Genomic DNA, 26,693 nt, shown 5'->3' on the forward strand with positions numbered 1-26,693 from the left:
ATGACTGAGGATTTTTCGCCGGAACTGAAGATAGAGCGCAAACCGAAACTCGCCGAGCGAGTGGTTTCTGTCATCCGTTCGCAGGTCATTTCAGGAGAAATCGCGCCCGGCGAAAAACTGCCCACGGAAAGTCGGATGACAGAAGTTTTCCACGTCAGCCGAACCGTGATTCGTGAGGCGATCACCACGCTCGCCGCCGATGGGCTGGTAGAGGCTCGTCAAGGCGCGGGCGTCTTCGTGGTCGAAAGACCCAGCCAGGCCTTTCTCACCATCAGCACCGAAAACGGCAACCGTATCTCGAACGCACTCAACGTTCTCGAAGTGCGCATGGGCATTGAAATCGAGAGCGCAGGCTTGGCAGCGATGCGGCGCAATAGCGCCCAGGAGGCGCAGATACAGGAGGCGTTCCTGGAATTTGACCGCCTGTTGGAGCGGCGCGAGGCAACTGGCAAGGCGGATTTCGCCTTTCACCGCGCCATAGCTGTTGCGACCAACAACCCCTTCTACGTCGAGATCCTCGAGGCGCTTGGAAATCGCGCTATACCCTGCGATGTAACTTCGCCCTGGGGCACTGACGACATTCTCACGATCGAGTATCAAACCGGCCTCCAACGGGAGCATTTCGATATTCTGAAGGCTATTTCCGCGGGCGCCGCGGAAGCTGCTCGCACCGCGATGCGCCACCACCTTACGGCCAGCCAGCAGCGCTATCGCGCCCGCCTTCATGGTCGCTATGAGGAGTACCTTTCCGTCCTTGGCAAAAACCGGAAAAACAAACCAGGCAAGGCAGGACCGGAAACATGACAATGAGCAATAGCCGATATACATCGCGCCACGCGATCGACGCCAATGCGGCGGCACGTATGGGAACACAGGAACTACGCGACAATTTCCACATCCCGGATCTGTTCCAGGCCGGAAAGATCGAGCTCGTCTACACGCACTACGACCGGATGATCGTGGGTGGCATCGTGCCGACTGACATCCCAATCGTACTTGAGGCCATCAAACCGACAGGAACAAAGAATTTTCTCGACCGGCGCGAACTCATCGCCGTCAACATCGGTGGTGCCGGTTCAGTGACAACCAACAATGGCAGCTTCGGATTGCGCACCCGCGACATGATCTATGTTGGTATGGGCGACAACGTCAGCTTTGCTTCGCACGATGCAAATCTTCCTGCAAAGTTCTATTTGCTCAGCGCTCCGGCGCACCAAACCCACCCGACACGACATATCGCGATAGGTGAAGCAAAGCGCCTCGATCTTGGCAGTCAGGAGACCTCAAACGAACGATCGATTTTCCAGTTCATTCATCCCGAAGGCGTGAAGACCTGCCAGTTGGTGGTCGGTATGACCCAACTCGCGCCGGGTTCGGTTTGGAACACGATGCCCTGTCACATCCATGACAGGCGCATGGAAGTCTATCTCTACTTTGACCTCCCGGAGCCGGCAACCGTCTTCCATTTCCTTGGCGAACCCAGCGAAACACGACATATCATTGTGCGCAATCAAGAGGCCGTGCTGTCGCCGGTTTGGTCGATTCATTCAGGTTGCGGCACGTCGAGCTACGCCTTCATCTGGGCCATGGCCGGTGACAATGTCGACTACACCGACGTCGATCTCGTTTCGATGGACGCTTTGCGGTGAGTACACACCCAAGATTCAGCCTTGCGGCCAAGACGATTGCAGTCACCGGTGCCAACACGGGCATCGGACAGGGCATCGCGGTCGCGATTGCGCGTGCCGGTGGCGCTGTGATTGGTATTGGTCGTTCGCAATGGAGGAGACGGCGGCACTGGTCGAGGCATTCACTTCGCTTCACTGTGATCTGAGCAACCATACGCTCGCCACAAGCAACAACGCAGGCAAGCCCCGCCTGGATATCGGCTGCGCACATGACCCGCGAGGAGCATTTTACATCAATGCGCTAGGCCGCTCCGCGCCAGCGCTCGGCCATATGCGGGCACGTATTGAATCAGGGCCTTTAATTTTCGTTCAGGACGTTCTCCAGTCCGCGCAGTATGCTGTGTCGCCCAACACGCCGGAAAGGTGATCACGATGCCAACACCCTCTGTTCCAAGAACGGCTTTCCTCCGACTGATCGTCCGGAGTGCCAATCCTGTCATCCGCTCATACGGCAAGCGCGAATACCGCATTCGTGACCCGTTCGGGTATCTCTGGATCCCGAGCCAGCAGGTGCCAGAATGACTGTACGCCGCATCGTCGCGAATATAGCTGTCGACACGGTGCCGGAAGCCCGGAAGTTCTATTGCGATCTTTTCGGGCTCGAGCCGGTCATGGATCTGGGATGGATCGTCACCCTTGCGTCGCACGAGACTGCCGTTACCCAAATCAGCATTCTCAGCGAGGGAGGTTCAGGCGCGCCCGTGCCCGACATATCGATCGAGGTCGACAATGTGGAGGAAGTGTATCGTCGAGCGAAGGAGATGGGCTGCAAGGTGGTCCACAATCTGACCGACGAACCTTGGGGCGTAAGACGCTTTTTCATCCACGACCCGGCAGGAAATCTGCTCAACGTGCTCTCGCATCTCTCCTAGAGACAGTTTGGAATGTACCTAGCTGGCAATTCAATGAATCGAGGGTCGAGAAGCAACAATTTGCATAAAAGTTTCAGGATAGTCCGGCCGGAACCTTAAATACTGTTCATTAGAAAGCTCTCCAGAACAACAAAATCGGAGGCGACTAAATGAAATATTCTCTCGTGCATCGGAACAGTGTGAAATCGATAACGACAGCAGCAATCGGATTCGCAGTTTTCGCGGTTCTTGGCGCAAGCGCACAAGCTGGAGAAAGCCGCAAACCAAAACAAGAGATGCGATCCGTCTACCTCGTCAAATATCGGGTCAATAATGAAATTCGTTATGCCAAGAAGTCTGCTGGCAAGACCGTGAAGGTGTCGGCATCGCAATACATGAACAACAATCCTTATGTCTGCACGCCTAGCGGCTTCGGTCAAAAAGCCCGTTGCTATACTCCAAGCATCTTCAAACGGCCAAACGTTTAGCGCGCAATTTCGTAATAAGAGCTGCCGCGCCTGATCCGCCCGGCAGCTCTTCGCGGAGCTTATCGCCGAATGGCCTTGAGCTGAGCCGCTTCTTTGCTCACCCGATCGCCTTTGACCAGCTTGAGCGCTTCATCATCCTTCCGAACGGGATTATGCCGGAAGACATACCAGCTGCCGCCCAAGCTTGGCTTTTGATAGATGACGCCATCCTTTTTCGCGATGCAGGAAACATGTGACTGCGCCGCCACTTTCCATCTTGCTGGACCACAGAGCCTGCAAGCAGAGCTTTCCGCCATTGGCCGCATACCAACGGCCATCGGCGTAGGACCAAGCCGCCCCTTTGCGCGTCCACGCGGTAAACTTCTTCCGGTCGGCGGAAAAGAACCCGCCCCCATCTTTCCATTTCCATGTGCGGTCGGCATAGAGCTTTTCCAGGGCCACGGCCTTCATCGGCAACGCGGCGGCGGCAAGCTTGGCTGTCGCGTCGTCGACTTGTGCCTTGGATGCGGCGCTGGCATTGCCAGCCAGCAAGAGTGCGGACAGCGCCGTACTTACGATAATTGAACGGAACGGATACATTTTTTTACTCCTGACTAATAAGGCAGTTCCAGCGACAATGCGTTAGGGCACTTGCGTTTGGAATCGCATAGAACAAAGGGATGGAGCGGTTCGCGAACTGGTGCAAAAGTCGAACCGCTCAGTTAAAAGCCGGGATCATTCCAGCGGATGGTTGGCGACGCGCCAATCAGGTCGGCCGACGTCCCTCGGCCACGGATAGACTTCACGATCGTTGAAGTAGACAACCGCAGTCATTGCAGGGAACTCGGTATGTGGCTTGTTTGCTTCGGCAGCCCAGTCACGAACGTAATCGTCGTTACCTTCATAGCCAAGCTCGGCAATAGCGATTGGTTTGCCGAAGCGGGTCACACGATCGTATCCGGGTTTTGTCCGCTCAACAAACGTCGTGTCGTGACCGACCTCCAGTTTGTCGTAGGGCTGGTAGGCAAAGACAGACAGACCGATAATGTCGACATATTCATCCCCCGGATAGTAGGCTTCCAGTCCCTCCTCTCCTTTCGGTGACCACATATATTGGGCCGACGGAAATTGCTTGCGGCATACATCGATTACATGTCGATAGGCCTTCACATAACCTTCCGGCTTCCAGAAGGCCCACGTGAACTGCCCGTCATTATCTTCCATTTCCTGCGCCCAGCGGATCGTGACCGGGCTTTTCAGCTTTGCTCCTGCAGAACAGACCGCCGACATGTTGGAATCGTACCGTCCGGCCAGGATCCCATTGAGCAGATCGTCCGGGCTGATGCGCCACTCACGCGCCCAGGACCACGGTTCGATGGTGATCAAGAGGGATCGTCCACGCTCGCGCGCATACGCGTCCGCAGCACTGAGTGTTGTCAGATCCACGTCCTCCCACGGCAGGAACAGGTGTTCGATCTTGGAATTGGAATCGTTGGTATAATCCCCGTGCGGATCATAGGCGCCGGGAGTCACGGCCTCAGCCGTGATGATGGGCCGCTTATCTTGAAACTTGTTGCGGCCGTCAACACTCGCTCCTGACACACCGCTGGCCGCATATACGCCACCGGAAACGAATGCACCGCAAAGCAAAGCTGCGGTTAGTTTATAGAGACTTTTCATCGCCCCCTCCTTTTCTTATTGTTCAGGCAACTGGGCCGCGCCAAGCGCGGTTTTGATGCTGTCGCTTTGTTGAGAAACCAGATCGGTGAAAACCAGCTTGTGGGCCTCGTCGTCTTCGCGCGCTTTGGCGTGGCGGAAGATGTACCACTCACCATCGGGCTCGCGCTTTTGATAGATGGTTCCATTGCCGATACGATGGGAGAAACAGGTCTTGGCTGGAAATGCGCCCTGTCCGGAATGCCATGTCGCATTGAGACACAACCCGCCTGTCTCGGTGATGACCCAGCGACCTTCTGCCCAGGATTTGCCTTTCTCTCCATCGGCCCATGCCGTGAATTGCCGCCCGGCATCCGTCATATGCCCCGCGCCGTTGTCCCACTGCCAGCTCTTGTTCTTGTACAGTGCATAGATTTCGAAAGGCGTCATGGCGCGAGTTCCTGCCGGCTGTTCAGACGCTTTTGACGACGCGGCAATAGCCGGTGCGGCAATGCAGAATAGGGCGCAAGCAACTGTCGTTATCATCCGAAAGCCCGGCAGGAACCCAGCCTTTGCAGATTTAGAGATTGTCATTGGAACCTCCCGCTGTCTCGAAATGAGCGCCCTCCGCTCTTGGTCCTGGATGGACCCGTTCCGCCGTATGAGGCAGCGCGGCGGAGGTACTCCCATCATACCGGGCCGTCGTTGATCGGCCGATGGCCGATACACGAAAGCCGATTTCTTCCGCAACGCCCTGCTCAAAGGCATTTCTGAGATCGATCAACACCGCCTGGCGCATGGTATTCTTCAGGCGCGCAAGATCGAGTTTGCGAATGCTGTCCCATTCCGTGATGACGACAACAGCATCGGCGTTGTGCGCGCATTCATACGCATCGTCAAAAAACTCGACGTCCGAGAGGATGCGGCCGGCATTCTCCATACCCACGGGGTCATGGGCGCGGATAGTGGCGCCGAAACGCTGCAGGGTTTCGATGAGCGGAACGGAAGGCGCATCGCGCATGTCATCGGTATCAGGTTTGAAAGTGAGACCCAGAACGGCAATCGTCCGGCCTTCCACATCACCTTCTAGGGCATCCATGACTTTCAAAGCCATGCGGCGCTTGCGCGCTTCATTGGCGGTCACAGTTTCTTCGACGATCCGCACCGACACGCCGTAGTCCTGGGCTGTGCGCAACAGCGCCATCGTATCTTTCGGGAAACACGAGCCGCCGTAACCTGGTCCAGCATTGAGGAAACTTGTCCCGATGCGCTTGTCGAGACCCATGCCCAGTGCCAGTTCGCTTACATTGCTGCCAACCTGCTCGCAAAGATCGGCCAATTCATTGATGAAGGTAATCTTAGTCGCCAGAAATGCGTTGGCGGCATATTTGATCAGTTCCGACGTCCGGCGCTGGGTGACCACGATGGGCGTCTTATGCGCTTCGAGAGACGCACCGTAGAGTTCCATGAGAACCTGGCGCCCGCGCTCATCCTCGACGCCGATCACAACGCGATCAGGCTCCAGGAAATCGCGGATAGCAACGCCTTCCCGCAAGAATTCGGGGTTGGACGCAACCGAGAAAGCGCCGGTTTTACGCACCGATCCGATGATCTTCTGCACGATGTCGCCTGTGCCCACCGGAACCGTGGACTTCACGACCACAACGGCACCGTCGTCAATCAGCGGCGCCAGTTCCCGCGCGGCCATGTAAACGAACGACAGATCCGCATCCCCGTGACCTGCGCGCGGCGGCGTGCCAACCGCGATGAACACGACTGATGCCCCCGCCAGCGCTTCGGCCAAATTGCACGTAAAGCTCAAACGGCCTGCCGCAGAATTGCGTTCCACCAGTTCATCCAGACCGGGCTCGTAAATCGGCACAACGCCGCGTTTGAGGCCGTCTATTTTCTGAGCATTCTTGTCGACGCATATAACCTCGTGGCCCCAGGTGGCGAAACAAGTCCCGCTGACCAATCCGACATAGCCCGTTCCTATGACTGCGATCTTCATGTGTTTGATTGCCTTTTATTGCTGGTTTGAATTGTTGGGAACGTTGGTGCGCCAACGCGGATTGAAGATGGTTTTGTGAACATCGCGACCTCCGACGCCTGCGCCAGCAACCGAAAAGCGGTCCTCGAACAAGGAAAAGCTTTGGGTTCCCCATGCGAGCGCCTCAATGCCGTCGCGGCCCCGTTCGGCGGTTGCAAAGCTCGGCAGAGCCACAAGAGCAAGCAAGCTGGCGGCAAGCGCTGGGCGATAAACCCGAGTGCGGTAGCGAACCGTGTTTTCACGTGCATGCTGGAGAACGATAACGAACAGGAGGAGCGCATAGATCACGGCGTTGATGATGGCGAAGACATAGAAGCCACGGCTGTTGTCACTGGCGTCCGGGATGAGCAGCACCGGCAGGATCGAGAGAATCGCCAGGAAACCGTAGGGTGCGAGCACACGGAACGGCAGGGGATCCACTTCTGACGCCCCCTTCGGCGTGACGCGGAAATCCACAAATGAACCCGTTGCCCAATCGCGCAGCGCAGCCAGCGTTCCAGCCAGCGCCCATGGCCAGCGCGCGAACAGAAACAGGGTCATTTCGACACTGAGTATTTTCGCATCATGCGAACGGAATGTGCCGGAAGCGCGCCAGCGATAGGCCAGCACGATCAACATGATCGCCTGGGGCAGAAAATGGCTCAGGAAATCGGGATAGGTGACGGCAACGAAGCTATCCCCTATCACCAGCGCAATGATCGGCAAGACGAACATCAGCGCCATGAATAGAGAAAACAGGGGATACCAGAACTGCGAGAACAGAAACTGGAATTTCAGTCGCAGTGACAAATTACCAACCAGCCGCGGCGAATACTGGAGCAGGATCATCATCAGGCTGCGCGACCATTGAAACTCCTGCGTGATGAGGTCAGCAAAGGTGCGGGGTCCGTCGCCATGTGCGATGGCGTCGAGCGCATGCACGCCGCGCCAGCCATGGGCATTCATCATCAAAGTGGTGGAATGATCTTCCGCCAATTCCGGTCCAAGGCCGCCAATTTCCTTTAATGCCGCGGTGCGAACCGCATAGTGCGACCCGATGCAAAGTGGGGCTAGACCGTTGTTGTAACCGGCCTGCAAAGATCCATGCATACTCGCTTCGGCATAGAGACGTCCGCGCGCGGACCAGCTTTCGTGGGCATTGCGGTCGCAAATGCTGGGTGCGGAGACATACCCCACAGCCGGATCAGCGAAGGGACGCAGCATCTGAAACAAATAGTCCAGAATCCGGCACATGGTCCGCATCGAGGCTGCACCACAAAATCGTAAGCGTCGTAGCCGTAATGGTCATAGAAAAAGGCGAGATTGCCTTCCTTGCAGCGCGTGCGTCGCGGCCACGTCTTGCGGTGATAGTCCGCGCGTCCCTTGCGCGTGGAGACGAAGACACCATGTTTCTCGCACCAGGCGAGCGTTGCCGCAGAAGGGTCCTCATCGGCAAGCCATGTGTCGTGCGGCACATCCTGGGTCAGCATGGCGCGTAGCGTCTCGGCCACCACCTCGAAAGGTTCAGATGGCGCCTTTGTTACCACCATGGCGATGCGGCTTCCTGCCGGAAGTCTCAACGGGCCACTTGGACGGCGCGCACGGAAAAACAGGACAATGAAATAGGCCGGCAACAACGTCACCCAAGCCAGGATAGCCGTAACCAGAATAGAGCCCGCAAGATTCACATGGTTGGCAGGTTCAAGCCACCAGCGCCAAAAGTAGACAAGCGCCGCGGCCCACAATGCTGCACCGAGCAGATATTCCACGCGCCGCCAGCCGGTAAAGACCGGAACCATCAAAGGTTCGTCTTGGGCAGCTTCCCCTATTGCACGGCGTGTATTCATGTCCGCACCTCCAGCCCAAAGAAGGGAGCCGCCGTGCGAATGATCGTATCGAGATCGGAATAAAGTGCCTGAAAGCCAAGCTTTTCCGCTGCAAGCGCCGGGTCGGCATAAAGCACCGGGGGATCGCCGGCACGGCGAGCGCGCATTTCGACTGGCACGCTACGGCCTGTCAGGCGCCCGATCGCATCGAGAATCTCCTTGATAGAGGTGCCGCATCCTGTACCCAGATTGACAGCCATATTGTCGCCGCCGTTGACGAGATGTTCGACTGCCAGCACATGCGCGCGTGCCAGATCGGCGACATGAATGTAATCGCGGATGCAGGTGCCATCCGGTGTATCGTAATCATTGCCGTAGATTTCCAGAAAGTCGATGCTGCCTGCGGCAGCCATCATGGCCCGCGGAATGAGATGCGTTTCGGGATCGTGGGTTTCGCCGATTTCGCCGTCGATATCCGCTCCTGATGCATTGAAATACCGCAGCGCCACATAGCGCAGATCATAAGCAACCGAATAATCGGTGAGCATCTGCTCCGCGATCAGCTTGGTGCGACCGTATGGGTTTATCGGGCGCTGCGCCTCGCCTTCGCGGATCGGAAGTTGATCCGGAACGCCATAGGTTGCGCAGCTCGACGAAAAAGATGACATTGCGCGCGCCGGCGAGCCGGCAAGCTTCCAGCAGCGACTGCGTCCCGCTAACATTGTTGCGATAATACTTAGCCGGATGCTCGACAGATTCACCGACATAGGCCGAGGCGGCGAAATGGATCACCGCGATCGGATCGTGATCCTCGACCACCGCAATGAGCCGCTGCGTGTCGAGAATGTCGCCTTCGACGAAAGTCCCCCAACGCACGGATGCGAGATGCCCCGTCGAGAGATTGTCATAGACGACAGGCTTGTAACCCTGCCTCGACAAGAGCTTGGCGGTATGACTTCCAATAAAGCCCGCGCCGCCGACAACGAGTACGTTCCGCCCACTCATCATGCCACCTCTGCGAGTTCCCCATGGGGCCTCACCAGCTGGCGTTCGAAATAGGCTATCGTCGACTTCAGGCCGTCCGTCAGCGCAATGCGCGGTGCCCAACCGAGCTCCCGCTCTGCCAGCGTAATATCGGGCCGGCGTTGGCGCGGATCGTCTGTCGGCAGAGGGTGATAGACGATTTTGGATGACGAGGCTGTCATGGCGACAATCTGCTCGGCCAGTTCACGCACGGTGAATTCGCCCGGATTGCCGATGTTGACGGGCGTGTGAATAGCCCGAGGACTGTACATGAGCCGGTGAAAACCTTCGATCAGGTCATCGACATAACAGAAGGAGCGAGTCTGCGATCCGTCGCCATAAACCGTGATATCTTCGCCCTTGAGCGCCTGCACGATGAAGTTGGAGACGACCCTACCGTCGTCTGGACGCATGCGCGGTCCATAGGTGTTGAATATGCGCACGATACGAATGTCGACGCCGTATTGCTTATGGAAGTCATAGAAAAGTGTTTCGGCGGAACGCTTGCCTTCGTCATAGCAGGAGCGCGGACCGAAAGAATTGACATTGCCCCAATAGTTTTCGGGCTGAGGATGCACGTGGGGATCGCCGTAGACCTCCGAGGTGGAAGCCTGGAAAATACGCGCCTGATAATGTGCGGCCAGCTCGAGAAGATTGAGTGAACCGATCACGTTGGTCTTCATCGTATGGATCGGATCGGCCTGATAGTGCGGGGGCGATGCCGGGCAGGCGAGATTGTAGATCTCGTCCACAGGCAGATCGATCGGATCAACGATGTCATGACGTACATAGCTGAACGTGTCAAAGCGCAGGAGATGGCGCAAATTTTCCATCCGTCCCGTAGTAAAATTGTCGACGCACACGACGGTCCGACCTTCGCGTAAAAGAAGTTCACACAGATGAGATCCTAGAAACCCCGCGCCGCCTGCAACAAGAACGCGTCGTTTCGAGGCGCGATCAGAACGAAAGTTTGACGAATTGAAGACGATGCTCACAGAACTCTCCCAACTATAACAACGATATTTGCGTCAATGCTTGCGAAGGAAGAAGGCATGTGAAAATCACTGAAAACTAACAGAGCTTTTCCGGTTTTTTCCTGAAGCAAGTTTGGTAGTTTCTAATACCGCCCTGGTTCTTGCGTTGCGATATCAGGGAATCCGGAAACTTGTCAGAACGTCCATTTTTGCAGGTACCTGCACGCGTTCGCCCGTGGATCGGATGGCGAGCGGATTTCGTGCCGATGCGGTCCGCGATGGCTCAGAAGACTGCACCCACATGAATTAACTGAAATACCTTCAAGGTCACCGAACAGCACCATCACCGCCGTTCCGATGAACTGGCCATTTGTTTCGAGGCGTCCGGCACAACAGAACGGTCGCACGCCTGTAGGCGCAGATCGAGACTGAGGCCGGCCCTTAAAATGAACCGCCCACAACCCTCGAAAGTCTTGTAAAAAGGCTCTGAAGGTGGGCCCACCGCAAACGGCTTTACCGGGCGCGCGGCGGCATTCAAACAATCCCGTCGCTTAAGTCGAGAACCCATGCAACTTTAGGGCCCTTTACGCCAATGCTGAACCGGAAAGCCCGTTCATGGGTGGGTCAGGATCGGGCGGTGAATCGCAGAGCACCCTTGATTTGGTGCGACAGAATGAACAGTTCTACATGATCGCGAAATTTTCAGTGCATAACGTCCAGATCGACGCCTAAAAAAACAAAAGAGCAATTCAAAGTAAAACGGCAGTGGGGCATGTTAAAACTGGATTCCCCGACTCTTTACATCGTAATATTTTTGAATTCCTTGACTATCTGCGTAATATGGACATGGTTTATCGCGTCCGATCGCGATTTCATACCTTTGCAGATTTGGCAGGCAGGCAGAGACGGTTATACGATGCTGACTACCACGGTTGTAGGGCGCTATGTTTCGGCATTTCGGGTCGGGGGCGATGATGTCGGATACTGACGACGACCCCCATTCAGAACCGGTATCCGTAGAACGTCGTCGCTGGCCGCGCGTATCGCAAGATCCCCTTGGTGAAGACGAGGTGAAGAAGACCGTCTTGGTTCCGCTGCGTTTTGAGACGGAAAGCCTTCCACCATGCAAGCAGTTTCTTGCCTGGCAGAAGCACATGGCGGTATTGTCAGATACGCGTCTGCCGGACAATGTTGATCCGGAGGATGGATTTGTCGCCCGGCAAGCTGTGTGGAATCTGGGCGGTATGCTGTTACTGCAACAAACCACTGCGGCTTTCAGTTATGAACGCTCGCCAAACACGGTGCGGTTCAGTCCAATTGACCATTGGCAGATCACCTTTCTCCGTGCCGGTCGTACTTGGACCGGCAATGATGGACGTGTTGCGCAAAATGAACCAGGCATGATTGAAATTCGATCACTCGGTCATCCGTTTAGCGGGCGAGCATTAGCAACGGATTCGGTCAGTTTGATCGTTCCGGTCGACCTGTTTGCTGATCGAGGTGGCTTGACGGCGGCAAGCAACAACGTCGTTTTGGGGGGACACCGAGCCAAATTGTTAATCGATCATCTGTCGAGCATTGAAGCCAATCTCGATCGCTTCACGCATGACGACCTTCCGGGTATCAGGGACCGCTTGCGGGAAATGGTTTTTGACACGATTACACCTTTGGTGGACCGTGATAACGGCAACGATCAGATTTCGCAGATAGGATTGATGACGCGGGCGAGACGCTTCATTTTAAGCAATCTTGCCTCGCCAGGACTGACACCGGATGCTCTCGGCCGAGAACTGGCGATCTCGAGGACGCGGCTCTATGAACTTTTCGAAACGTCAGGTGGCGTGGCGAACTATATTCGCCGACGGCGACTGTTCGCAGCTCATGCAATGTTGGCGGATCCTTTAGACACCCGAAAGATCGCCGAAGTTGGCTTAGCCATCGGTTTTGATTCAGCAGCCAATTTTAGTCGCGCTTTCACGCAACAGTTCGGGTACAGCCCCAGCAACATACACAAGCGCGGGGACAATACGCGCCCGGATTGGCAGACGGATAACAGGAAGGTCACATTCGAAAGCCTGCTGCGAACACTCGGACTCTTTTAAGGCGCGCATTCCAGAGTTCTATCCGTACGTCTTGCCACCCATGATGAATGAGGCAATCCAGGAACCAAGCAAGGGGCGCCACTGCACCCCTTGCTCGCACTCGTATGCCCAACCACAACCGCTTAGTAAGGCCGGGTTAAGATAACCCAAAGGGGAAATCCGGGCGCCTCCTCATTATCCGCGAGGCCGATATCGTGGCGCATGCGATTGGACAGGTGGGAGATGTGGTTCTTGAATTGACGGCGCCTCCACATGGCCAGAATTAACGCACATGCGGTTTTCCGGACGCCGAATTTTTGGCACAGTTCATCAACCGTTGCCGTTAGGGTATCAACTACTAAAGCTTTTACTTCGCGCATGATTTTCTATCCCGGTGCAACGGCGCAGCCGGCCCTCTCGAAGGTCAAATAGACGCGCAGGTGCGGACGCGGAAATGCGAATAGTCGCTTTGTCAGCCAGTCACGTCAGGGTAATGGGAAAATGCCAAACGGCAGAAACTCGGGGCTTAGACGCCCTGGCGCCGACGTCGGCTTGGGCGAGATGCGCATCGCATCAAAGCCAACACAGCCGTTCCACCAGAGAGGCGCGTAAACACGAGAATAGATTGCATTGCACGCCTCCTCTTACTTTGATTGCGAGTAGCGTCAAGTTACACACCGCAAGCTGATAAGCAAGTATCCAATTCGCATTGTAAATGCTCCCCGGAATTTCGTTGCAAAAAAGCAACACCAATTCCGATGACGCTTTACACCTCGACCTTGGCAGACTGTACGATCCGCCTATGTCGCCCATGCTCCCCCGTCGCGAAACCCAATACGGGAGAATAGAGGAGCGGCGTGCGTTCACAACATTTCGAAGTTCAGCATCTTTAGCCGACAACGAGCACAGGCCAATGTTTGAAAAAATATTCTCCTTTTTCGCTTAAATCGCGTCCCTGTCCATCCGTCTCTTGGTCATGTTTGTCCAATTTGGAGCCTGCATCATGTGCGCAGCGGAGATTTTGCCGGAAAGCTGGAGCGTTGTTCGCGACGGGGAAGATCGTTATTCCGTCTGGCCAGATGACAAGGCCCTGCCCGTCGGCTGGAGTAAAGTGCCGATCAGCGGCACGCGCGATGCGTGCCTGCAGAAAATCAAGATGATCTGGATTGACCCCCGGCCGCTTGGCTTGCGGCGAGCCATGGCCTGAGCCCCGCCTTAATTCAGAACAAACCGGTGAAGACATGAACAAGTTTTTTGCGCCAGAGCAGGCGAATAATCCCGTTGCCGTCGAGGATCGCGACCGTGGTACCTCGGAGAGCTTTCCGCTGACGCTGGCGCAAAAGCGCATCTGGTCGCTCGAACAGATCGGCAATAATACAGTTTTCCCCTTGCAGGTGCTGTCGGTCCACTGGAAGCCAACTGTTACACTCGATCAGGTGCAACATGCTCTTGCCAAGCTCACCGAACATCACAATGCTTTGCGGACGCGTTTTTGCCGTTTTCCAGGCGGACGTATCGAACAATTTTCGAATGCGGGCGACCTTCCATCCATTGAAACGCTTGGAAGCGACGGCAACCCCCTCAGCCCGATGGAAGCGGAGGAACAGCGCAGCGCGTTTGTTTCCCGATCCTTCGATCTGCTCAACGGCGTTTCGTCCCGCTGCCAGCTGATCAGGTCAAAGGACCAATTCATATCCACAATCGTCTTGCATCCAATCGTTTGCGATGAAGCCGCTTTGGCCGTCTTGCAGCGCGATCTGATGGCCCTCATCAATGATGAAGCGTTGGCCGCGCGCGTCGATGACAGCCTGCAGCGCGGTTCGCGCGAAGAGGAATGGCTGGAAACAAACGATTTCAGCACCGCTCTTGCATATTGGCGCGATCTGATCGGCGAAGATTATAACGCCACAACCCCGCCAACGCGTTTCAATGCCAGCGGTTACGCGGGTGCCAAGCGCGGCCATGCTTCATTCAACCTCGATGCGGCGCTATGGGACCGCATACAGCTTTACGCCAAGCAGCACCATCTGAGCGCAGATATGGTTCTGTCTGCAGCCTATGCAGTTTTGCTTGCCCGCTATAGTGGTACTTATGATCTGCTGCATGGCATTCTTCTGTCAAATCGCCGAACGCATAAAAGCCGGCAGACCATCTGCCGCGCCGAGCAAATCCTGCCGCTGAAACTCGAGCTGACATCCAGAGCCCGCGTGCTCGATATCTGCCATACGCTCGCCGCCAACATTGCGGCCGGCTCGCAACATCTTGTTCCTTTCGAGCGCCTGGTGCAGGAAATCCAGACGCATGAGGAACGTGAGCAGGACGCAATCGTCAAATCGCTGTTCGAATATCGCGAACCTAGGGTTCAGTCCGATCTGGTGTCCGAAACGTTGTCTCCCCTCGCTCCGCGCTCCGACGTTGAGCTTGCGCTGGTGGTGGCTCCCAACGCGAATGGTGGAATTGATGGGCTATTTGACTATGCCGAGGACCTTTATGAACCGGCGCTGATCGAGCGGGCCGCGACCCATTTCGGTCGTATTCTGGCACAGGCCGTGAGTGGTCCGGGTATTCGCATCAAGGATATTGAGCTCATTGCTGGCGACGAGCTCGATATCCTCTCAGCCCCCTATGAGGATGATGGCGTCAATGATGATCGTCCCGTGCACGAACATATCGCCGCCCACGCCGCCCGGAACCCGGACAAGACCGCCATCATTTATGCCGACGAAGTCTGGAGCCATGGGCGGCTCGACCAAAATGCCAACAGACTTGCGCATCGCCTGATCGAGCTTGGCGTTGGCGCAGACATTAGCGTCGCCATTGCTGTGAAGCGCTCGCCGGAAGCCATTATCGGCATTCTCGCGACGCTCAAAGCGGGCGGCGCTTATATTCCGGTTGAACCTGATCATCCAACGACGCGCAATCACCATATTCTGCGCGACGGCGGCGTGAAGGTGATCCTGACCAACAGCTGGCTCCTCGATCGTATCCCCGAAGGGCTCGACGCTACGATTTTACAGTTGGACAAGCTCGACCTGAGCAATGAGCCGGACAGCGCGCCTAACGTTCGAGTCCACAAGGACCAGCTCGCGTATATCATGTATACGTCGGGCTCAACCGGACTGCCGAAGGGTGTCGCGGTCGAACATGGTCCGTTGACCCATCACATGCAAAACACTTCCCGTGTCTATGGCATGAGCGCAGCTTCCCGCGAATTGCCCTTCCTGCCGTTCAGCTCTGATGGCGGACACGAACGCTGGATGAATCCGCTCATGGAAGGCGGCAGCATCATTCTTCCCGACCAGCCATTATGGACACCCGAAGAAACGCTAACAGCCATGCGCAAGCACGGTGCCAACAATGCCAGCATTCCGACAACCTATCTGCAGCAGCTCGCCGAATGGGCTGATCTGACCGATAGCGCGCCGCCAATGCGCCTCTACTCATTCGGTGGCGAAGGACTTGCCCAACCGACTTTTGACCTTCTGTCGAAAGCACTGAAGTCGGAATGGCTGATCAATGGTTATGGCCCGACGGAAACCATCATGACGCCGATGGTCTGGAAGGTGCGCGCCGGACAAAAGTTCGAGGGCGCCTATGCGCCGATCGGACGGGCTGTCGGCAACCGCCGCGTTTATGTGCTTGACCCCGATCTTAACCCCTGCCCTATCGGCGTAACGGGCGAGCTTTATATTGGTGGCGAAGGCATGGCCCGCGGCTATATCGGCAAGCCAGACACAACCGCCGATCGCTTCATTCCCGATCCGTTCTCGAAGGAAGGTGGCCGCCTCTACCGTTCCGGAGATCTGACGCGTTGGCGCGAGGATGGCACGGTCGAATTTGTCGGCCGCGTCGATCATCAAGTGAAACTGCGCGGGTATCGCATTGAGCTTGGGGAAATCGAAGCAGCCCTTCTGCAGCACGATGGCGTTGGTGAAGCACTCGTCGTCCTGCGCGACGACGAGGCGACAAAGCAAAAGATACTTGTTGCCTACGTGGTACCGAAACAAGGCACCGCGTTGGATATCGCTGAAATTCATGCGGCCCTCGAACGCTCTTTACCAGGCTACATGGTCCCCTCGGCCATCGTTGCGCTAAAGAGCATGCCCATCAATCCCAATAGCAAACTCGACCGGTTCGCTCTTCCCGCGCCAACGCCAATGAAACGCACCATCATCGAGCCGGAAAATGCCGCCGAGGAACAAGTTCTGGAACTTTGGCAACAGATCCTGAATATTGGTCCCATCAGCGTTGAAGACAATTTCTTTGCCATCGGCGGCAATTCGCTGGGTGCCATCCGCATTCTTTCGGCACTGCGCCAGCGCAAACCGCAAAACCGCACGACAATCGCCGATCTCTTCAACAATCCGACGGTCCGCTCTTTCGCCAAGATCATCGAGGCCGGTGATGGTGAGGCGGGAAGCGAAGTCATCGTGCTGCGCGCTTCAGGCACCAAACCGATGCTTTACTGTTTCCCGGGCCTGCTGGTCAGCACACGCGAATATGTCAAACTGGTCGACTATCTGGGCGTTGACCAGCCGGCGACCGGCTTTATCTGCTATTCGCTTTCCGAGCAAAAGCAGATCGGTGCTTCGGTCGACGAAATCATCGAGGGTTATGTCGATTACATCCGAAGTCACAGTAAAGGCCGGCCGTGCTACTTCCTCGGCTGGTCGTGGGGCGGATTGCTCGCCTATGAGGCGGCGCGCCGGCTTGGCAACGAGATTGATCTGCGTTTGATCACGATGGTGGATGTGTGTGATCTCGGCACGGAATTCGCTATTGGCTCAACACCGCGTTTCAAGCCCGGTGAGCGCGAACAATTGCATGGGATGGTGCAGGAGTGGCTGTCACGCACCGCGATGCGCGCGGAGTGGGATCGGTTGCTCGGCGTCATGGATGCAGACACCTATGATCAGTTCCTGCGCTTTGTTGGAGATGAGAAGGACGATCTGCCAACCGACGGTCCAGATATCAGCAGCCGCGAACATACATTCTGGATCCTCATTGATAACGCCCTCATCTTTCGGCGCCACCAACTGCAGCCACACGATGTACCCATTCACTCATGGGCAGCTGACGATAGTCTCAACCGCGGGCTCAACCTCATCGATTGGCGCCGTTATTCACCGCGCGCCAATCCGGCAGAAATCATTTCCGGCACCAACCATCTGCACGTCATCGGCTCACAAGCCTTCCACAGCCGGCTTGCGCACAGGCTCGCCGAAGCACTTTGAAGCTTGAGACTGGAAAGATGTGTTCACAGAAAGGAATTCTGATGACTGCCATGTTTGCAAACAATGATCGAACCAGTCCTGCAAGCGAGGCTCTCGATCTCGCCGGTATCGGTATCGGGCCATCCAATCTGAGTCTGGCGTCGCTCCTCGACGGCGTCGGAAATGTCAGGGCGCATTTTTACGAAAGCCGGGCCAGTTTCGATTGGCACCCGGGCATGATGCTGCCGGATGTTGAACTGCAATCGTCATATTTGAAAGATCTCGTCACCCCGGTCATGCCGACGAGCCCATGGTCCTTTATTTCCTATCTCGTCGCCCACAAACGCCTCTATGCCTTCCTCAATGCCCATTACGAGGCGGTTCCCCGACGCGAATTTGCGAAGTACCTTGCATGGGTTGCCGGCCAGCTCAAAAACCTTACCTTTGAGCAGCCCGTCCGTGAGGTCACGTTCGATAAGGACCAGTTTCTCCTGCGGCTGGATAGCGGCACGGTGACCGCCATAAACCTTGTGCTCGGCACCGGCACGACGCCGTTCGTACCGTCCTGGGCAACGCCTTTCCTTGGTGAAAAATGCTTCCACAACTCGCAAGCCAAACAGCGCTTGCCGGGGCTCAAGGCATCGCGCATTGCGGTCATTGGCGGGGGTCAAAGCGGCGGCGAGGTGGTCGAGGCGCTGCTCAATTCCAAATCGACGCTGAAAGAACTCCATTGGTTCAGCCGCCGGCACAATTTCGAGCCGATCAATGACACGGCCTTTTCCAACCAGGTCTTCTCGCCGGAGTATGTCTACGCCTATCTCAACCTCAACAACGATCAGAAGCTGGAAGCGCTGAAAGCGTCGATCCTGACGAGCGATGGCCTATCCATCTCCACGATCAACGCCATCTACCGCCGGCTTTACAGCCTGCGTTATCTGGAAAATCGCAACATCGAGGCGAAGCTTTCGCCCAACCGCGACGTCATTCAGGTGGAAGCGGATAAGGACGGCTACCGTCTCATCGTGCGCAACCGTTTCGATGGCGGGGTAGAGGTCGCCCATGCCGATGCGATTGTGCTGGCAACGGGCTATCAGTTCAGGCTCCCCGACGCTTTTGCCGGTTTGCGGGACCGCATTCAGTTCGATCGCAACAACCGGCCGGTCTTGAACAACGACTATTGTTTAAGCTGGAGCGGTCCGAAGCAAAACCGTATTTTCGCTCAAAATGCCGGGCGACACAGCCACGGAATCGCGGACTCGCAGCTGAGCCTCATGGCGTGGCGCAGTGCTCACATCATCAACGCGCTGCTCGGACGCGATCAGTTTGATCTGGAGCCGCACGACTCCCAGGTCAACTGGCTGTCAACCGGCCATGACACCATGAGCCAATCCATGGCGGTCGATTATTAAGGCGTCATTCCGGATCAAGCAGTTTTTGCTGCCGCAGAACCAACTCTGCCTGATCCGACTGCACTGATAGAGCGATGAGATGGCCGCACGGGGCATGAAGCAGCCGATGATGCCAATTGGTGCTATCGCTGACTAATGCGTTATCGATACGGATGGACTTGGTTGTCCGGTCGATCTGAAGGTTCAGCTGGTCTGGTGCTGCTATAAGGCCGGTGCCCATCGCTTTCAGATGGCTTTCCTTCAAGGTCCAATAGCTTAGAAGCAGTGACTGGCGTTCGCTCCCCTGAAGCGCCGATATAATCTCCAATTCCGCCGCTGAGCAGAACAACAATGCCGCTTTCGTCTCAATTGCTGTCCCAATCGGCTCAGCATCAATACCCAGCGTCTTGGCGGTGCAGCTGATTGCGATAGCAGCCAACCCCTTCGGTGTTGGTCAAATTGAAGGTCATCCCTGCATTGGCGAGATGTGGTTTGCCGTGTACGCCCGCGACAATGTCCAAATCCCTCTGTGGGACGGACGTATATTTCGACAGGACGAAACGCTGCAGATAGCGGCCCGCCATGAAGGCAATGGCATCCTTGTCGAAATGGAAGGCCGTGGCTCGCCTTTGCTCGTTGAGCGTCAGTTTGGAGCGTACTTTCTCCCAGTCGACCCTGGCATTATAGGGCCACCACCAGATATCGACATACAAGACTTGAGGATCGAATTTTGCAGCAGGAATGTCGGGAAGGCCCGCTAGAGGTTCGCATTGCAGCATAAAAACCTCCCGTTCGCCTTGTGCACTTACACAGATTTGCGGATTGCAAAGGCATTTTGAATCGCGCGATTGACGGCGACCGGAAGCAGCGACATGTGGTTTTCACCCGCATGGATTTCGAATTGCGCATGGATCGGCCGGCCCGGCAGATTGTTTAGCCGTTCCATCAGCTCGATGGCATTTGCATCATTTAATGTGACTTTCTTTTGCGCGAGCCGCTCTGCCTCGTCGGCCGCACCAATTTGAAACGGTGCGAGCTTATCGGTCTCATATTCCCCGCAGGAGAGGAACAGCTTTGCGTTTTCTCTTGTCTTGGGCGCAGCGGCAAACTGTAAATAATACTGATCGATTGTGCGATTTTCCCAATAGATTGACGGGCTGGCCGCGATCCAGGTCGTGAAAGCAGACGGCCGGGTGAACAGGCTGTAGAGCACAAAAAGCCCGCCAAAGGAGTGTCCAAACAGCGATTGGCGGTCCGGGTCAATCGGAAGCACGGCCTCAACCATGGGTTTGACCTGTTCTTCCAGGAACGAAAGAAACTCTTCGGCCCCCCCGGTCTTCACAACCGGGCTATTTTGAAAAAAATGGCGGATAGGTTTTGCCGGGCGGCGGGCCTAAATCCCAGGACCGGCGCAAAGGGTCATACGCAGCATTCAAGGGATAACCTATGGTTACGATGACGCCCGGGGCTATATTCGTGCCGCTTGGGTAGTTCGCTTGCGCCCGCATCACATCAACTGCTGTACCGATGACGGCATTGCCATCAGTCATGTACAGCACCGGCCATCCCTCCTCCGGCGCCTCATCACCCGGGCGGTAGATGAAAATCCGGTAGACCTGTCCATTCCTGTCCGATGTAACGTCATGGAATGTTGTGTTGCCAATCAAGGCTGGGGACGAGTTCGCAAATCCTGTCATGAAAACCATCTGGTAGAGAGCATCCTGTTACGGGTTATTAAACATGAGCGACATGGTCAATATTTAAAGCACTTGCGTGCGAATTACTTTCTGTGGCGGCGCCACTCCAGCATAGATGGTCCAAACTCGCATTGGATCCGTGCGCAGTTTCAACACGGCGGCAACATGCGAAATACCAACCCCGACCACTTCTGCGGCCCGCATCAAATCTCTTTCAGATCGCATGTGTGTGAGCATCCACGACAAAGACATCGCCACTTAAGATGTCCGTGCTGTGCCACTGGTCGCTGCCCCGCGGGCAATAGCAGGTGACCGGTGCTGTTTTGCTCGTGCGCGGGGCGCGCCTGATGTACGCCACTGGGAGCGCGTTGATCCCTTGCGTTCTTAATGCGTATGATTAGAATCCTATTTTGGTAGTTTGATTGCGATTGGGCAAGATCCTGCCATATCTTGGCTCTACCAGGAGCGTCACGTGAGCAGTGGATGGTTCAACAAGCTGCGGGCAACCGAGAACAGATTCCGGGGGCGCCATTGGCTGTTCTGGTCGCTCACCATCATCTTCCTAGCCGAGGTCGCCACCGCGTACGGCGTCTACGCGAAATTGACCGGAAATGTCAGGCACATCGAGGTCACCCGCGAGGATTTGGGCAACGCTCGCCCATCGAAGGCACCAACCGCCGCGCTGAACATCCTGGTGGTGGGGTCGGATCAGCGAGACGGCAGTGCAGGGGGGCGTACGGACACGATCATGCTCGTGCACCTCTCCGCCAAGCCAAACGATACAGCGGTCATCAGCTTTCCGCGCGACTCACTGGTGCAGCTTCCCGCCTGTCGTTCGCAAGAAGGGGCGCCGGGCCAGCGAAGGCATCGTGGCATGATCAACGCGTCTTTCAGCTTCGGCGGCATCGGCTGCACCTGGAAGACGATTGAAACGCTCACCGGCATCCACATTGACCACTTTGTCAAGGTTGACTTCACTGGCTTCACGGAAATGGTCGACGCGATCGGCGGGGTGGACATTTGCATCCCCGAGCCGATCCGCGACAAGTACGTCCAGCTTGATCTGCCCGCAGGGTGGCAGACGCTGCAGGGCGAAGAGGCGCTGGGATACGTTCGGGCGCGCTACAGTCTCGGCGACGGCTCCGACATCGGGCGCATCCAACGCCAGCAGGTCTTCATCGCAGCCATGGCGAAGAAGGCGATCAGCGCCCAGACCCTCTCCAACCCTTTCCGGGTCTTCCGCTTCCTCGACGCGGCCACCAAGTCCGTCACCGTTGACCCGGCCTAACCCCCGGCGTGATGAGAGAGCTGGCGCTCACCGCCCGCGGCCTGTCCGCTGGCAAGATCCACTTCGTCACCACACCCTGGCGCTACTCCGCCGCCTATTCCGGCCGGGTCGAATGGCGCCAAGGTCCAGCAAAGAAACTGTTCCGCTTGATCGCCGCCGACCAGCCTCTTTCCGGCTCAAAGGTCAACGACACCACGCCCGGATCCAAGACAGACACCCCGTTGAGCGCCCACGCCGCCGGTATGGCGGCCTCGATAACCGTGCCCCACCCTTCCGAGCCGCCGACAACGCCTCACTCATCTGGACCCTGCGCACCCAGTTGGATCGGGCGGTGATCATAAGTTCCACGAACAGAAACGTCTGGATTGCAACCAAAATCCGGTTTTCATCCACGAACCCTCGACGGCTAGGGGAAGCGGGCGCATCGGCTACCCCTTAAATGCGATTGCACTAGGAGCCGACACTCCTAGGGCCTTTCGTAAGCGGGCCCTTGATCTCGACGACTGGGGTTCATCCCCAAGTCATCGCATCTGGTGCGTTGTAACCGGCCGATTGTTACCGCGGAGATTTCGTCTTGACGCGGGCGATGAGTTCTTCGTCGTCGACAAAGCTGTCGAGGAAGTCGTTCCATTCTTCCGTCGATCGGCGGGCGTGAGCAAGCATTTGTCTCAACTCGTCAATCCCATCGTCAGTGAGAGCGGTGATTGCCTCGTCCGTGCCATCGTAGACGCTGATGATACTGCCGTAGGAGAGATTGTCGTCGTTGCTGACGATCGCCTGAAGGAGCTCAGGAACCTCTCCCAGCTTTTTAGCGACGTGGTTGATGGTGAAGACATAGGTGATCGTAGCCATCAGGCGGCCTCGGCGCAGGTGATGGCAACAGGTGACCAATTCCAAGGGAGTAGTTCGTCGAGGCGGTTGATCTTGTGATCGTGGATGCGGTCGAGCACATCGGCCAGATAGGCCTGTGGATCGACGCCATTCATCTTGGCCGTTTCGATGATCGTCATGGCACGTGCCAGGGTCTCCGCGCCGGTGTCGGCGCCGGCAAATAACCAATTTTTCCTTCCAATTCCAACCGGGCGCAGGGCCCGTTCAGCGGCATTATTGTCGATCGCGACACGGCCGTCCTCCAGGAACAGACAGAATGACGACCACCGGCTCAGGCCGTAACGGAAGGCTCGCGCCAGATCGCCTTTTCCTGGGATGCGGGTCAATTGCGCCTCGGCCCAGACGCGCAAGGCTTCGACTTTTGCCTTGCTGTGCTTTTGACGCGCGGCCAAGCGGATAGCGGCAGGCTGACCGGCAATGTCGCGTTCGACGTCGTAAAGCGCGCCGATACGATCGAGAGCCTCTCGCGCGATCTCGGATTTGTTCGAGGTCCAGATATCGTGGAAGTCGCGTCGCCAATGCGCCCAGCAGGCCGCTTCCCGGAAGCGGGATGTCCCGTCGGGCAAAGGTTCATAGAGCTTCCCGTAGCCTTTGTAGCCATCAGCTTGAAGGATACCGCTTGCCTGCCTGAGATGGTGATGAACGTGGTCTTCCTTCCAGTCCGGGGCGAAGTAATAGACCGCACCCGGTGGAGCGCCGCCCGCCCAGGCACGTTGATCGCGGACATACGTCCAGATCCTGCCTTTCTTCACGCCTTTGCCTAAGCCCTTATCTCGAAGAGAGCGATCGAGCACCCGGATCGGGGTGTCGTCGGCATGGAGAAGGTCGCTTCCCATAATCGCGCTCTCGATCCGCTCGATCAAAGGCTGAAGCACCTGCATGGCGCGACCGCACCAATCGACCAGCGTGCTGTCGGGAATGTCGGCGCCCATGCGGGCGAAGATCTCGTTCAGACGATAGAGTGGCAGATGGTCGTCGAACTTCCAGACCAGGATGTAAGCCAGAAGGCCAGCACCTGCCATGCTGCCCGGTATCGGACGGCTTGATGCCGGCAACTGCACCATCTTCTCGCAACAGCGGCAGGACTTCTTCATTCGAGCGACCTCGATGACCTTCATCTGCGCGGCGATCATGTCGAGGATTTCGCTTCCGTCTTCGCCAACAAGCCGCAGTTCACCACCGCAAGCGGGGCAGCAGGTACCGGGATCGAGTTCTTTGCGTTCGCGCGTTGCCTTTTCCGATACCCGCGGACGGCGGCGCATAGTCTTTTCGGGAGTGCTTGCCGCCAGGCGCGGCAGGCACTGCCTCATCGACCTCATCGAGCGGCTTGGTGCCGCTTTCCGCCGCGGCGATTAAAAGATCCTCCAGCGCCAGTTCCAGCTGCTGGATTTCCCGCTCGATCTTTTCCGAGGACTTGCCGAAGACCTGTTTCTTCAGCTTGGCGATGCGCAGCCGTAAGGTCTGGATCAGCTGGTCATGCACCTGCAACGTCGCCGACATCTTCGCATTTTCCGCCTGCAAGGCGGCGATCATCGCCTTCAGGAAAGCCGGATCGTCTGGAAGATTTTCGGTCACTTTTGACATGATCCTGACTACCATAAGTCAGGGCGAATCGCCATAAAAACAAGCAAATTCAGAAGGATAAAATCACCCGACACGGGCCGGTGGCGCACCCCAATCGGGACGCCGCCAATCAATCCCTTCCCAAAGCATCGCCAGTTGCGCCGCTGTCAATCGGGCGGTTCCATCGGCAGCTGACGGCCATGGAAATCGCCCCCTCTGCAAAATTTTATAATACAGGCAAAAGCCCTGGCCATCAAAATACAGGAGTTTTATGCGATCGCCCCGTCTTCCTCGAAACGCGAAGACTGCACCTCCCGTCGGCTTCTGGCGTAGCACATCCTGCGCAAGCGCAGCCAAACCTTCTACCCCTTTCCGCATGTCCGTGGCTCCGCAGGCGAGATACACTTGGACACCGGTTCCTGGTCCAATCATGCTGCTTCAACCGCCCGGATGAGCCGAGTAAGGACGGTGGCATCGACACCACTGTCGAAGCGAAGGCTGCGCCCATAGTTCAACCGCAACTCGATCATGGCAGGCACGCGCGCAACGTCCTCCCGCACGACCGGGGCGCCATGCATGGCGGACGTGTCTACGGGAACCAAGACCGTGTCGGCAGTGGACGGCAACAAACCCTTCTTCTTCAGCTCATGCCGCCAGGCGTAAATCTGCTGCCGGGTCACATCGTGCCGGTGTGCAACCTCAGTGACCGTCGCACCGTCGAGCCCAACCGACATGACAATGCCGAGCTTCTTCTCGTCACCCCAACGCCGCCGCCGTTCCTGACCAAGAATTTCAACACGCATCCCATACCTCGCCTAAGACACGTCGCTAACGACGTCGTTAATGACGTGTCTTAGGCCATCAAGGCGCTATTCGGCAGGCGGTGCCAATCGGGTGCTTACGGTGCGTTAGCGCAAGAGGCTTTTTAGAACGCCTTTCATCAATTCCTCTCGAGTACGGCACTCTGACACCTGTACTTGGTTATTCAGGCGCTATGGTGTATCAGTGGCTTGGCAGAAACCGGGCAAACGTGAGTGAAAAACAATTCTTTGGAGGGACTACGTGGTATTGCTGCGTTGGGGGTGGTGTTATGCCACTTGCTCTTCACGCTCTTCCCGTATCTGACTGTTAACCTCGCGTCGCGGCCGTCATCCCACAGACATATTGGTGGGAATTCTATGCAGCGCTCCCGTTCGGCACGGTTTGGATCAACGGAAGTTTTGCGGTTTCGATTTTCTTTGTGCTGAGCGGTTATGTTCTCACTAAAAAGTTTTTTGACACAGGCGATACTAAATTTCTCTACATTGGCGCCGTGACGCGTTATCCACGCCTAATTATACCAGCAGCTGCCTCGATCTTTGTCGCGTGGCTGTTGCTATCACCGGGGCTAATGCATAACCGTCTTATCCCGCACTCGGCAGTGCCGGATGGCCAATAGATTTTTATAAGGACCTTGAACACGGCCGGCGCAACGTTGTTGGTGGCTGCCGCGATTGGTCACTGCGGATTCGCGGGAATGTTGAATGCTAAGGTTCCAGTATTTTGGGGAAGATATCCTACTCAACCTACCTTCTGCATTGGCCGATTATCTGCTCATTCAGTCTCGGTTTGATTTATGTAATGAAGGTCAAGTTGGGCATAGATCATCAGACGATCGTATTGACAGCTATGCTAACAACGCTTCCAGTTGTGATTTATCTCTCTGTTCTTTTTGAGAAGTATGTCGATCTTCCCGCTACCCGATGTCCACTCGGCTGGCTAGTATTGTCGAGAGCGTAGCACACGTGGCTAAGAATAGGCTCGCTGAGCTAAAAGCATAAAGTTGCACCTATTTGCTTGCGATCAGATAGGCGAAGTAGTGCGGTAGCTTTCCAGAATCGATCAGAGCCGTATCCATATCCAATATCGTTTGAAAGAACTCGCGCCCCTTATCGGTATCATAAAGCGCGTCGTGATTGAGGCACCAAGACAGGATGAAGACGAACGTTCCGTAGGTTGGAATGATCTCAACATTCGAGAAAATGCGTTTCATCACATCAGGAATGGCAGATGAGTGCA

The 26,693-nt window shown here is 56.3% G+C and carries 24 protein-coding genes and 5 pseudogenes; 12 read left to right on the plus strand and 17 right to left on the minus strand.

Annotation, left to right across the window (positions count from 1 at the left end):
- From N8E89_RS19100 to N8E89_RS19120, 5 genes and pseudogenes are all read left to right on the plus strand, one after another.
- On the plus strand, positions 1–804 hold the full coding sequence (locus tag N8E89_RS19100) for a FadR/GntR family transcriptional regulator (protein ID WP_262262798.1): 804 nt from the start codon (positions 1–3) through the stop codon (positions 802–804).
- A complete protein-coding gene (gene kduI, locus N8E89_RS19105; RefSeq protein ID WP_262262799.1) occupies positions 801–1,649 on the plus strand; it encodes a 5-dehydro-4-deoxy-D-glucuronate isomerase in 849 nt (282 codons plus the stop codon). The genes N8E89_RS19100 and kduI overlap by 4 nt, the downstream gene beginning before the upstream one ends.
- A pseudogene (locus tag N8E89_RS19110) lies at positions 1,646–1,851 on the plus strand (2-deoxy-D-gluconate 3-dehydrogenase); the annotation flags it as partial. The gene kduI and the pseudogene N8E89_RS19110, both read left to right, overlap by 4 nt.
- A 355-nt stretch (positions 1,852–2,206) precedes the next feature.
- Complete coding sequence (locus N8E89_RS19115) at positions 2,207–2,560, plus strand: VOC family protein (RefSeq protein WP_262262800.1); 354 nt, start codon at positions 2,207–2,209, stop codon at positions 2,558–2,560.
- A 149-nt stretch (positions 2,561–2,709) separates the two neighbouring features.
- Positions 2,710–3,027 carry a hypothetical protein gene (locus tag N8E89_RS19120; protein WP_262262801.1) on the plus strand — a complete coding sequence of 106 codons (318 nt, stop codon included), beginning with the start codon at positions 2,710–2,712 and terminating at the stop codon, positions 3,025–3,027.
- A 59-nt stretch (positions 3,028–3,086) separates the two neighbouring features.
- Here the strand turns inward: N8E89_RS19120 and N8E89_RS19125 are convergent.
- From N8E89_RS19125 to N8E89_RS19155, 7 genes and pseudogenes are all read right to left on the minus strand, one after another.
- Positions 3,087–3,606, minus strand: a pseudogene (locus N8E89_RS19125) (DUF995 domain-containing protein).
- A 135-nt stretch (positions 3,607–3,741) separates the two neighbouring features.
- Positions 3,742–4,686 carry a glycoside hydrolase family 26 protein gene (locus N8E89_RS19130; protein ID WP_262262802.1) on the minus strand — a complete coding sequence of 315 codons (945 nt, stop codon included), beginning with the start codon at positions 4,684–4,686 and terminating at the stop codon, positions 3,742–3,744.
- A 15-nt stretch (positions 4,687–4,701) separates the two neighbouring features.
- Entirely contained in the window at positions 4,702–5,256 is a 555-nt protein-coding gene (locus N8E89_RS19135) for a DUF995 domain-containing protein (RefSeq protein WP_262262803.1), read from the minus strand.
- On the minus strand, positions 5,243–6,673 hold the full coding sequence (locus N8E89_RS19140; RefSeq protein WP_262262804.1) for a UDP-glucose dehydrogenase family protein: 1,431 nt from the start codon (positions 6,671–6,673) through the stop codon (positions 5,243–5,245). The genes N8E89_RS19135 and N8E89_RS19140 overlap by 14 nt, the downstream gene beginning before the upstream one ends.
- Before the next feature lie 15 nt (positions 6,674–6,688).
- Positions 6,689–8,538 (minus strand): annotated as a pseudogene (locus N8E89_RS19145) (glycosyltransferase family 2 protein).
- Positions 8,535–9,522: pseudogene (gene galE / locus N8E89_RS19150) on the minus strand (UDP-glucose 4-epimerase GalE). The pseudogenes N8E89_RS19145 and galE overlap by 4 nt, the downstream one beginning before the upstream one ends.
- A complete protein-coding gene (locus N8E89_RS19155; RefSeq protein ID WP_262262805.1) occupies positions 9,522–10,535 on the minus strand; it encodes a UDP-glucuronic acid decarboxylase family protein in 1,014 nt (337 codons plus the stop codon). Before N8E89_RS19155 ends, galE begins: the two are co-directional and overlap by 1 nt.
- A 950-nt stretch (positions 10,536–11,485) precedes the next feature.
- Here N8E89_RS19155 and N8E89_RS19160 point away from each other — a divergent pair.
- Positions 11,486–12,616 carry a helix-turn-helix domain-containing protein gene (locus N8E89_RS19160; RefSeq protein WP_410010428.1) on the plus strand — a complete coding sequence of 377 codons (1,131 nt, stop codon included), beginning with the start codon at positions 11,486–11,488 and terminating at the stop codon, positions 12,614–12,616.
- Between the two features lie 122 nt (positions 12,617–12,738).
- On the opposite strand, the gene N8E89_RS19165 is transcribed toward N8E89_RS19160, so the two are convergent.
- A complete protein-coding gene (locus N8E89_RS19165; RefSeq protein ID WP_262262806.1) occupies positions 12,739–12,975 on the minus strand; it encodes a DUF1127 domain-containing protein in 237 nt (78 codons plus the stop codon).
- A 623-nt stretch (positions 12,976–13,598) separates the two neighbouring features.
- On the opposite strand from N8E89_RS19165, the gene N8E89_RS19170 reads away from it, so the two are divergent.
- Genes N8E89_RS19170 through N8E89_RS19180 form a run of 3 tightly spaced genes read left to right on the plus strand, consistent with a single transcriptional unit; the run spans position 13,599 to position 19,217 of the window.
- Positions 13,599–13,802, plus strand: coding sequence for an MbtH family protein (locus N8E89_RS19170; RefSeq protein ID WP_262262807.1), 204 nt, complete (start codon positions 13,599–13,601; stop codon positions 13,800–13,802).
- 34 nt (positions 13,803–13,836) lie between these two features.
- Complete coding sequence (locus N8E89_RS19175; RefSeq protein ID WP_262262808.1) at positions 13,837–17,829, plus strand: non-ribosomal peptide synthetase; 3,993 nt, start codon at positions 13,837–13,839, stop codon at positions 17,827–17,829.
- 41 nt (positions 17,830–17,870) lie between these two features.
- Complete coding sequence (locus N8E89_RS19180; protein WP_410010429.1) at positions 17,871–19,217, plus strand: lysine N(6)-hydroxylase/L-ornithine N(5)-oxygenase family protein; 1,347 nt, start codon at positions 17,871–17,873, stop codon at positions 19,215–19,217.
- Between the two features lie 4 nt (positions 19,218–19,221).
- Here the strand turns inward: N8E89_RS19180 and N8E89_RS19185 are convergent, their stop codons facing one another.
- From N8E89_RS19185 to N8E89_RS29045, 4 genes are read right to left on the minus strand one after another with little or no spacing between them, the layout of a single operon-like run.
- Positions 19,222–19,635 (minus strand): 4'-phosphopantetheinyl transferase family protein, encoded by a 414-nt coding sequence (locus tag N8E89_RS19185; RefSeq protein WP_315975724.1) that lies wholly within the window; start codon positions 19,633–19,635, stop codon positions 19,222–19,224.
- Positions 19,589–19,975, minus strand: coding sequence for a 4'-phosphopantetheinyl transferase family protein (locus N8E89_RS19190; RefSeq protein WP_262262809.1), 387 nt, complete (start codon positions 19,973–19,975; stop codon positions 19,589–19,591). The genes N8E89_RS19185 and N8E89_RS19190 overlap by 47 nt, the downstream gene beginning before the upstream one ends.
- Before the next feature lie 26 nt (positions 19,976–20,001).
- Positions 20,002–20,538 carry an alpha/beta hydrolase gene (locus N8E89_RS29040; protein ID WP_315975725.1) on the minus strand — a complete coding sequence of 179 codons (537 nt, stop codon included), beginning with the start codon at positions 20,536–20,538 and terminating at the stop codon, positions 20,002–20,004.
- A gap of 7 nt (positions 20,539–20,545) precedes the next feature.
- Entirely contained in the window at positions 20,546–20,893 is a 348-nt protein-coding gene (locus N8E89_RS29045; protein WP_315975726.1) for an alpha/beta hydrolase, read from the minus strand.
- A 472-nt stretch (positions 20,894–21,365) separates the two neighbouring features.
- On the opposite strand from N8E89_RS29045, the gene N8E89_RS19200 reads away from it, so the two are divergent.
- Positions 21,366–22,181, plus strand: coding sequence for an LCP family protein (locus tag N8E89_RS19200; RefSeq protein WP_262262810.1), 816 nt, complete (start codon positions 21,366–21,368; stop codon positions 22,179–22,181).
- Between the two features lie 11 nt (positions 22,182–22,192).
- Complete coding sequence (locus tag N8E89_RS19205) at positions 22,193–22,516, plus strand: hypothetical protein (protein ID WP_262262811.1); 324 nt, start codon at positions 22,193–22,195, stop codon at positions 22,514–22,516.
- A 220-nt stretch (positions 22,517–22,736) separates the two neighbouring features.
- On the opposite strand, the gene N8E89_RS19210 is transcribed toward N8E89_RS19205, so the two are convergent.
- The 4 genes and pseudogenes from N8E89_RS19210 to tnpA all read right to left on the minus strand — a co-directional run bounded on the left by N8E89_RS19210 (position 22,737) and on the right by tnpA (position 25,438).
- Complete coding sequence (locus N8E89_RS19210; protein WP_262262812.1) at positions 22,737–23,033, minus strand: hypothetical protein; 297 nt, start codon at positions 23,031–23,033, stop codon at positions 22,737–22,739.
- Positions 23,033–24,656 (minus strand): annotated as a pseudogene (tnpC, locus tag N8E89_RS19215) (IS66 family transposase). Before tnpC ends, N8E89_RS19210 begins: the two are co-directional and overlap by 1 nt.
- 63 nt (positions 24,657–24,719) lie before the next feature.
- Positions 24,720–25,067 (minus strand): IS66 family insertion sequence element accessory protein TnpB, encoded by a 348-nt coding sequence (gene tnpB, locus N8E89_RS19220; RefSeq protein WP_262262813.1) that lies wholly within the window; start codon positions 25,065–25,067, stop codon positions 24,720–24,722.
- Complete coding sequence (tnpA, locus tag N8E89_RS19225; RefSeq protein ID WP_262262814.1) at positions 25,064–25,438, minus strand: IS66-like element accessory protein TnpA; 375 nt, start codon at positions 25,436–25,438, stop codon at positions 25,064–25,066. The genes tnpB and tnpA overlap by 4 nt, the downstream gene beginning before the upstream one ends.
- Positions 25,439–25,875: 437 nt before the next feature.
- Here tnpA and N8E89_RS29400 point away from each other — a divergent pair, with 437 nt between their 5' ends.
- Positions 25,876–26,073 (plus strand): hypothetical protein, encoded by a 198-nt coding sequence (locus tag N8E89_RS29400; protein ID WP_410010430.1) that lies wholly within the window; start codon positions 25,876–25,878, stop codon positions 26,071–26,073.
- A gap of 390 nt (positions 26,074–26,463) precedes the next feature.
- Here N8E89_RS29400 and N8E89_RS19230 read toward each other — a convergent pair whose 3' ends face one another.
- Entirely contained in the window at positions 26,464–26,667 is a 204-nt protein-coding gene (locus tag N8E89_RS19230; protein WP_262262815.1) for a hypothetical protein, read from the minus strand.
- Positions 26,668–26,693: the final 26 nt, after the last annotated feature.

It is taken from the genome of Phyllobacterium sp. A18/5-2, from assembly GCF_025452215.1.
GTDB classification, from domain to species: domain Bacteria; phylum Pseudomonadota; class Alphaproteobacteria; order Rhizobiales; family Rhizobiaceae; genus Phyllobacterium; species Phyllobacterium sophorae.

Coding starts and splice junctions, on each gene's coding strand:
- N8E89_RS19100 (WP_262262798.1), top strand. CDS start 1: ATGACTGAGGATTTTTCGCCGGAACTGAAGATAGAGCGCAAACCGAAA.
- kduI (WP_262262799.1), top strand. CDS start 801: ATGACAATGAGCAATAGCCGATATACATCGCGCCACGCGATCGACGCC.
- N8E89_RS19115 (WP_262262800.1), top strand. CDS start 2,207: ATGACTGTACGCCGCATCGTCGCGAATATAGCTGTCGACACGGTGCCG.
- N8E89_RS19120 (WP_262262801.1), top strand. CDS start 2,710: ATGAAATATTCTCTCGTGCATCGGAACAGTGTGAAATCGATAACGACA.
- N8E89_RS19130 (WP_262262802.1), bottom strand. CDS start 4,686: ATGAAAAGTCTCTATAAACTAACCGCAGCTTTGCTTTGCGGTGCATTC.
- N8E89_RS19135 (WP_262262803.1), bottom strand. CDS start 5,256: ATGACAATCTCTAAATCTGCAAAGGCTGGGTTCCTGCCGGGCTTTCGG.
- N8E89_RS19140 (WP_262262804.1), bottom strand. CDS start 6,673: ATGAAGATCGCAGTCATAGGAACGGGCTATGTCGGATTGGTCAGCGGG.
- N8E89_RS19160 (WP_410010428.1), top strand. CDS start 11,486: ATGATGTCGGATACTGACGACGACCCCCATTCAGAACCGGTATCCGTA.
- N8E89_RS19165 (WP_262262806.1), bottom strand. CDS start 12,975: ATGCGCGAAGTAAAAGCTTTAGTAGTTGATACCCTAACGGCAACGGTT.
- N8E89_RS19170 (WP_262262807.1), top strand. CDS start 13,599: ATGTGCGCAGCGGAGATTTTGCCGGAAAGCTGGAGCGTTGTTCGCGAC.
- N8E89_RS19175 (WP_262262808.1), top strand. CDS start 13,837: ATGAACAAGTTTTTTGCGCCAGAGCAGGCGAATAATCCCGTTGCCGTC.
- N8E89_RS19180 (WP_410010429.1), top strand. CDS start 17,871: ATGACTGCCATGTTTGCAAACAATGATCGAACCAGTCCTGCAAGCGAG.
- N8E89_RS19190 (WP_262262809.1), bottom strand. CDS start 19,975: ATGCTGCAATGCGAACCTCTAGCGGGCCTTCCCGACATTCCTGCTGCA.
- N8E89_RS29045 (WP_315975726.1), bottom strand. CDS start 20,893: ATGACAGGATTTGCGAACTCGTCCCCAGCCTTGATTGGCAACACAACA.
- N8E89_RS19205 (WP_262262811.1), top strand. CDS start 22,193: ATGAGAGAGCTGGCGCTCACCGCCCGCGGCCTGTCCGCTGGCAAGATC.
- N8E89_RS19210 (WP_262262812.1), bottom strand. CDS start 23,033: ATGGCTACGATCACCTATGTCTTCACCATCAACCACGTCGCTAAAAAG.
- tnpB (WP_262262813.1), bottom strand. CDS start 25,067: ATGATTGGACCAGGAACCGGTGTCCAAGTGTATCTCGCCTGCGGAGCC.
- tnpA (WP_262262814.1), bottom strand. CDS start 25,438: ATGCGTGTTGAAATTCTTGGTCAGGAACGGCGGCGGCGTTGGGGTGAC.
- N8E89_RS19230 (WP_262262815.1), bottom strand. CDS start 26,667: ATGAAACGCATTTTCTCGAATGTTGAGATCATTCCAACCTACGGAACG.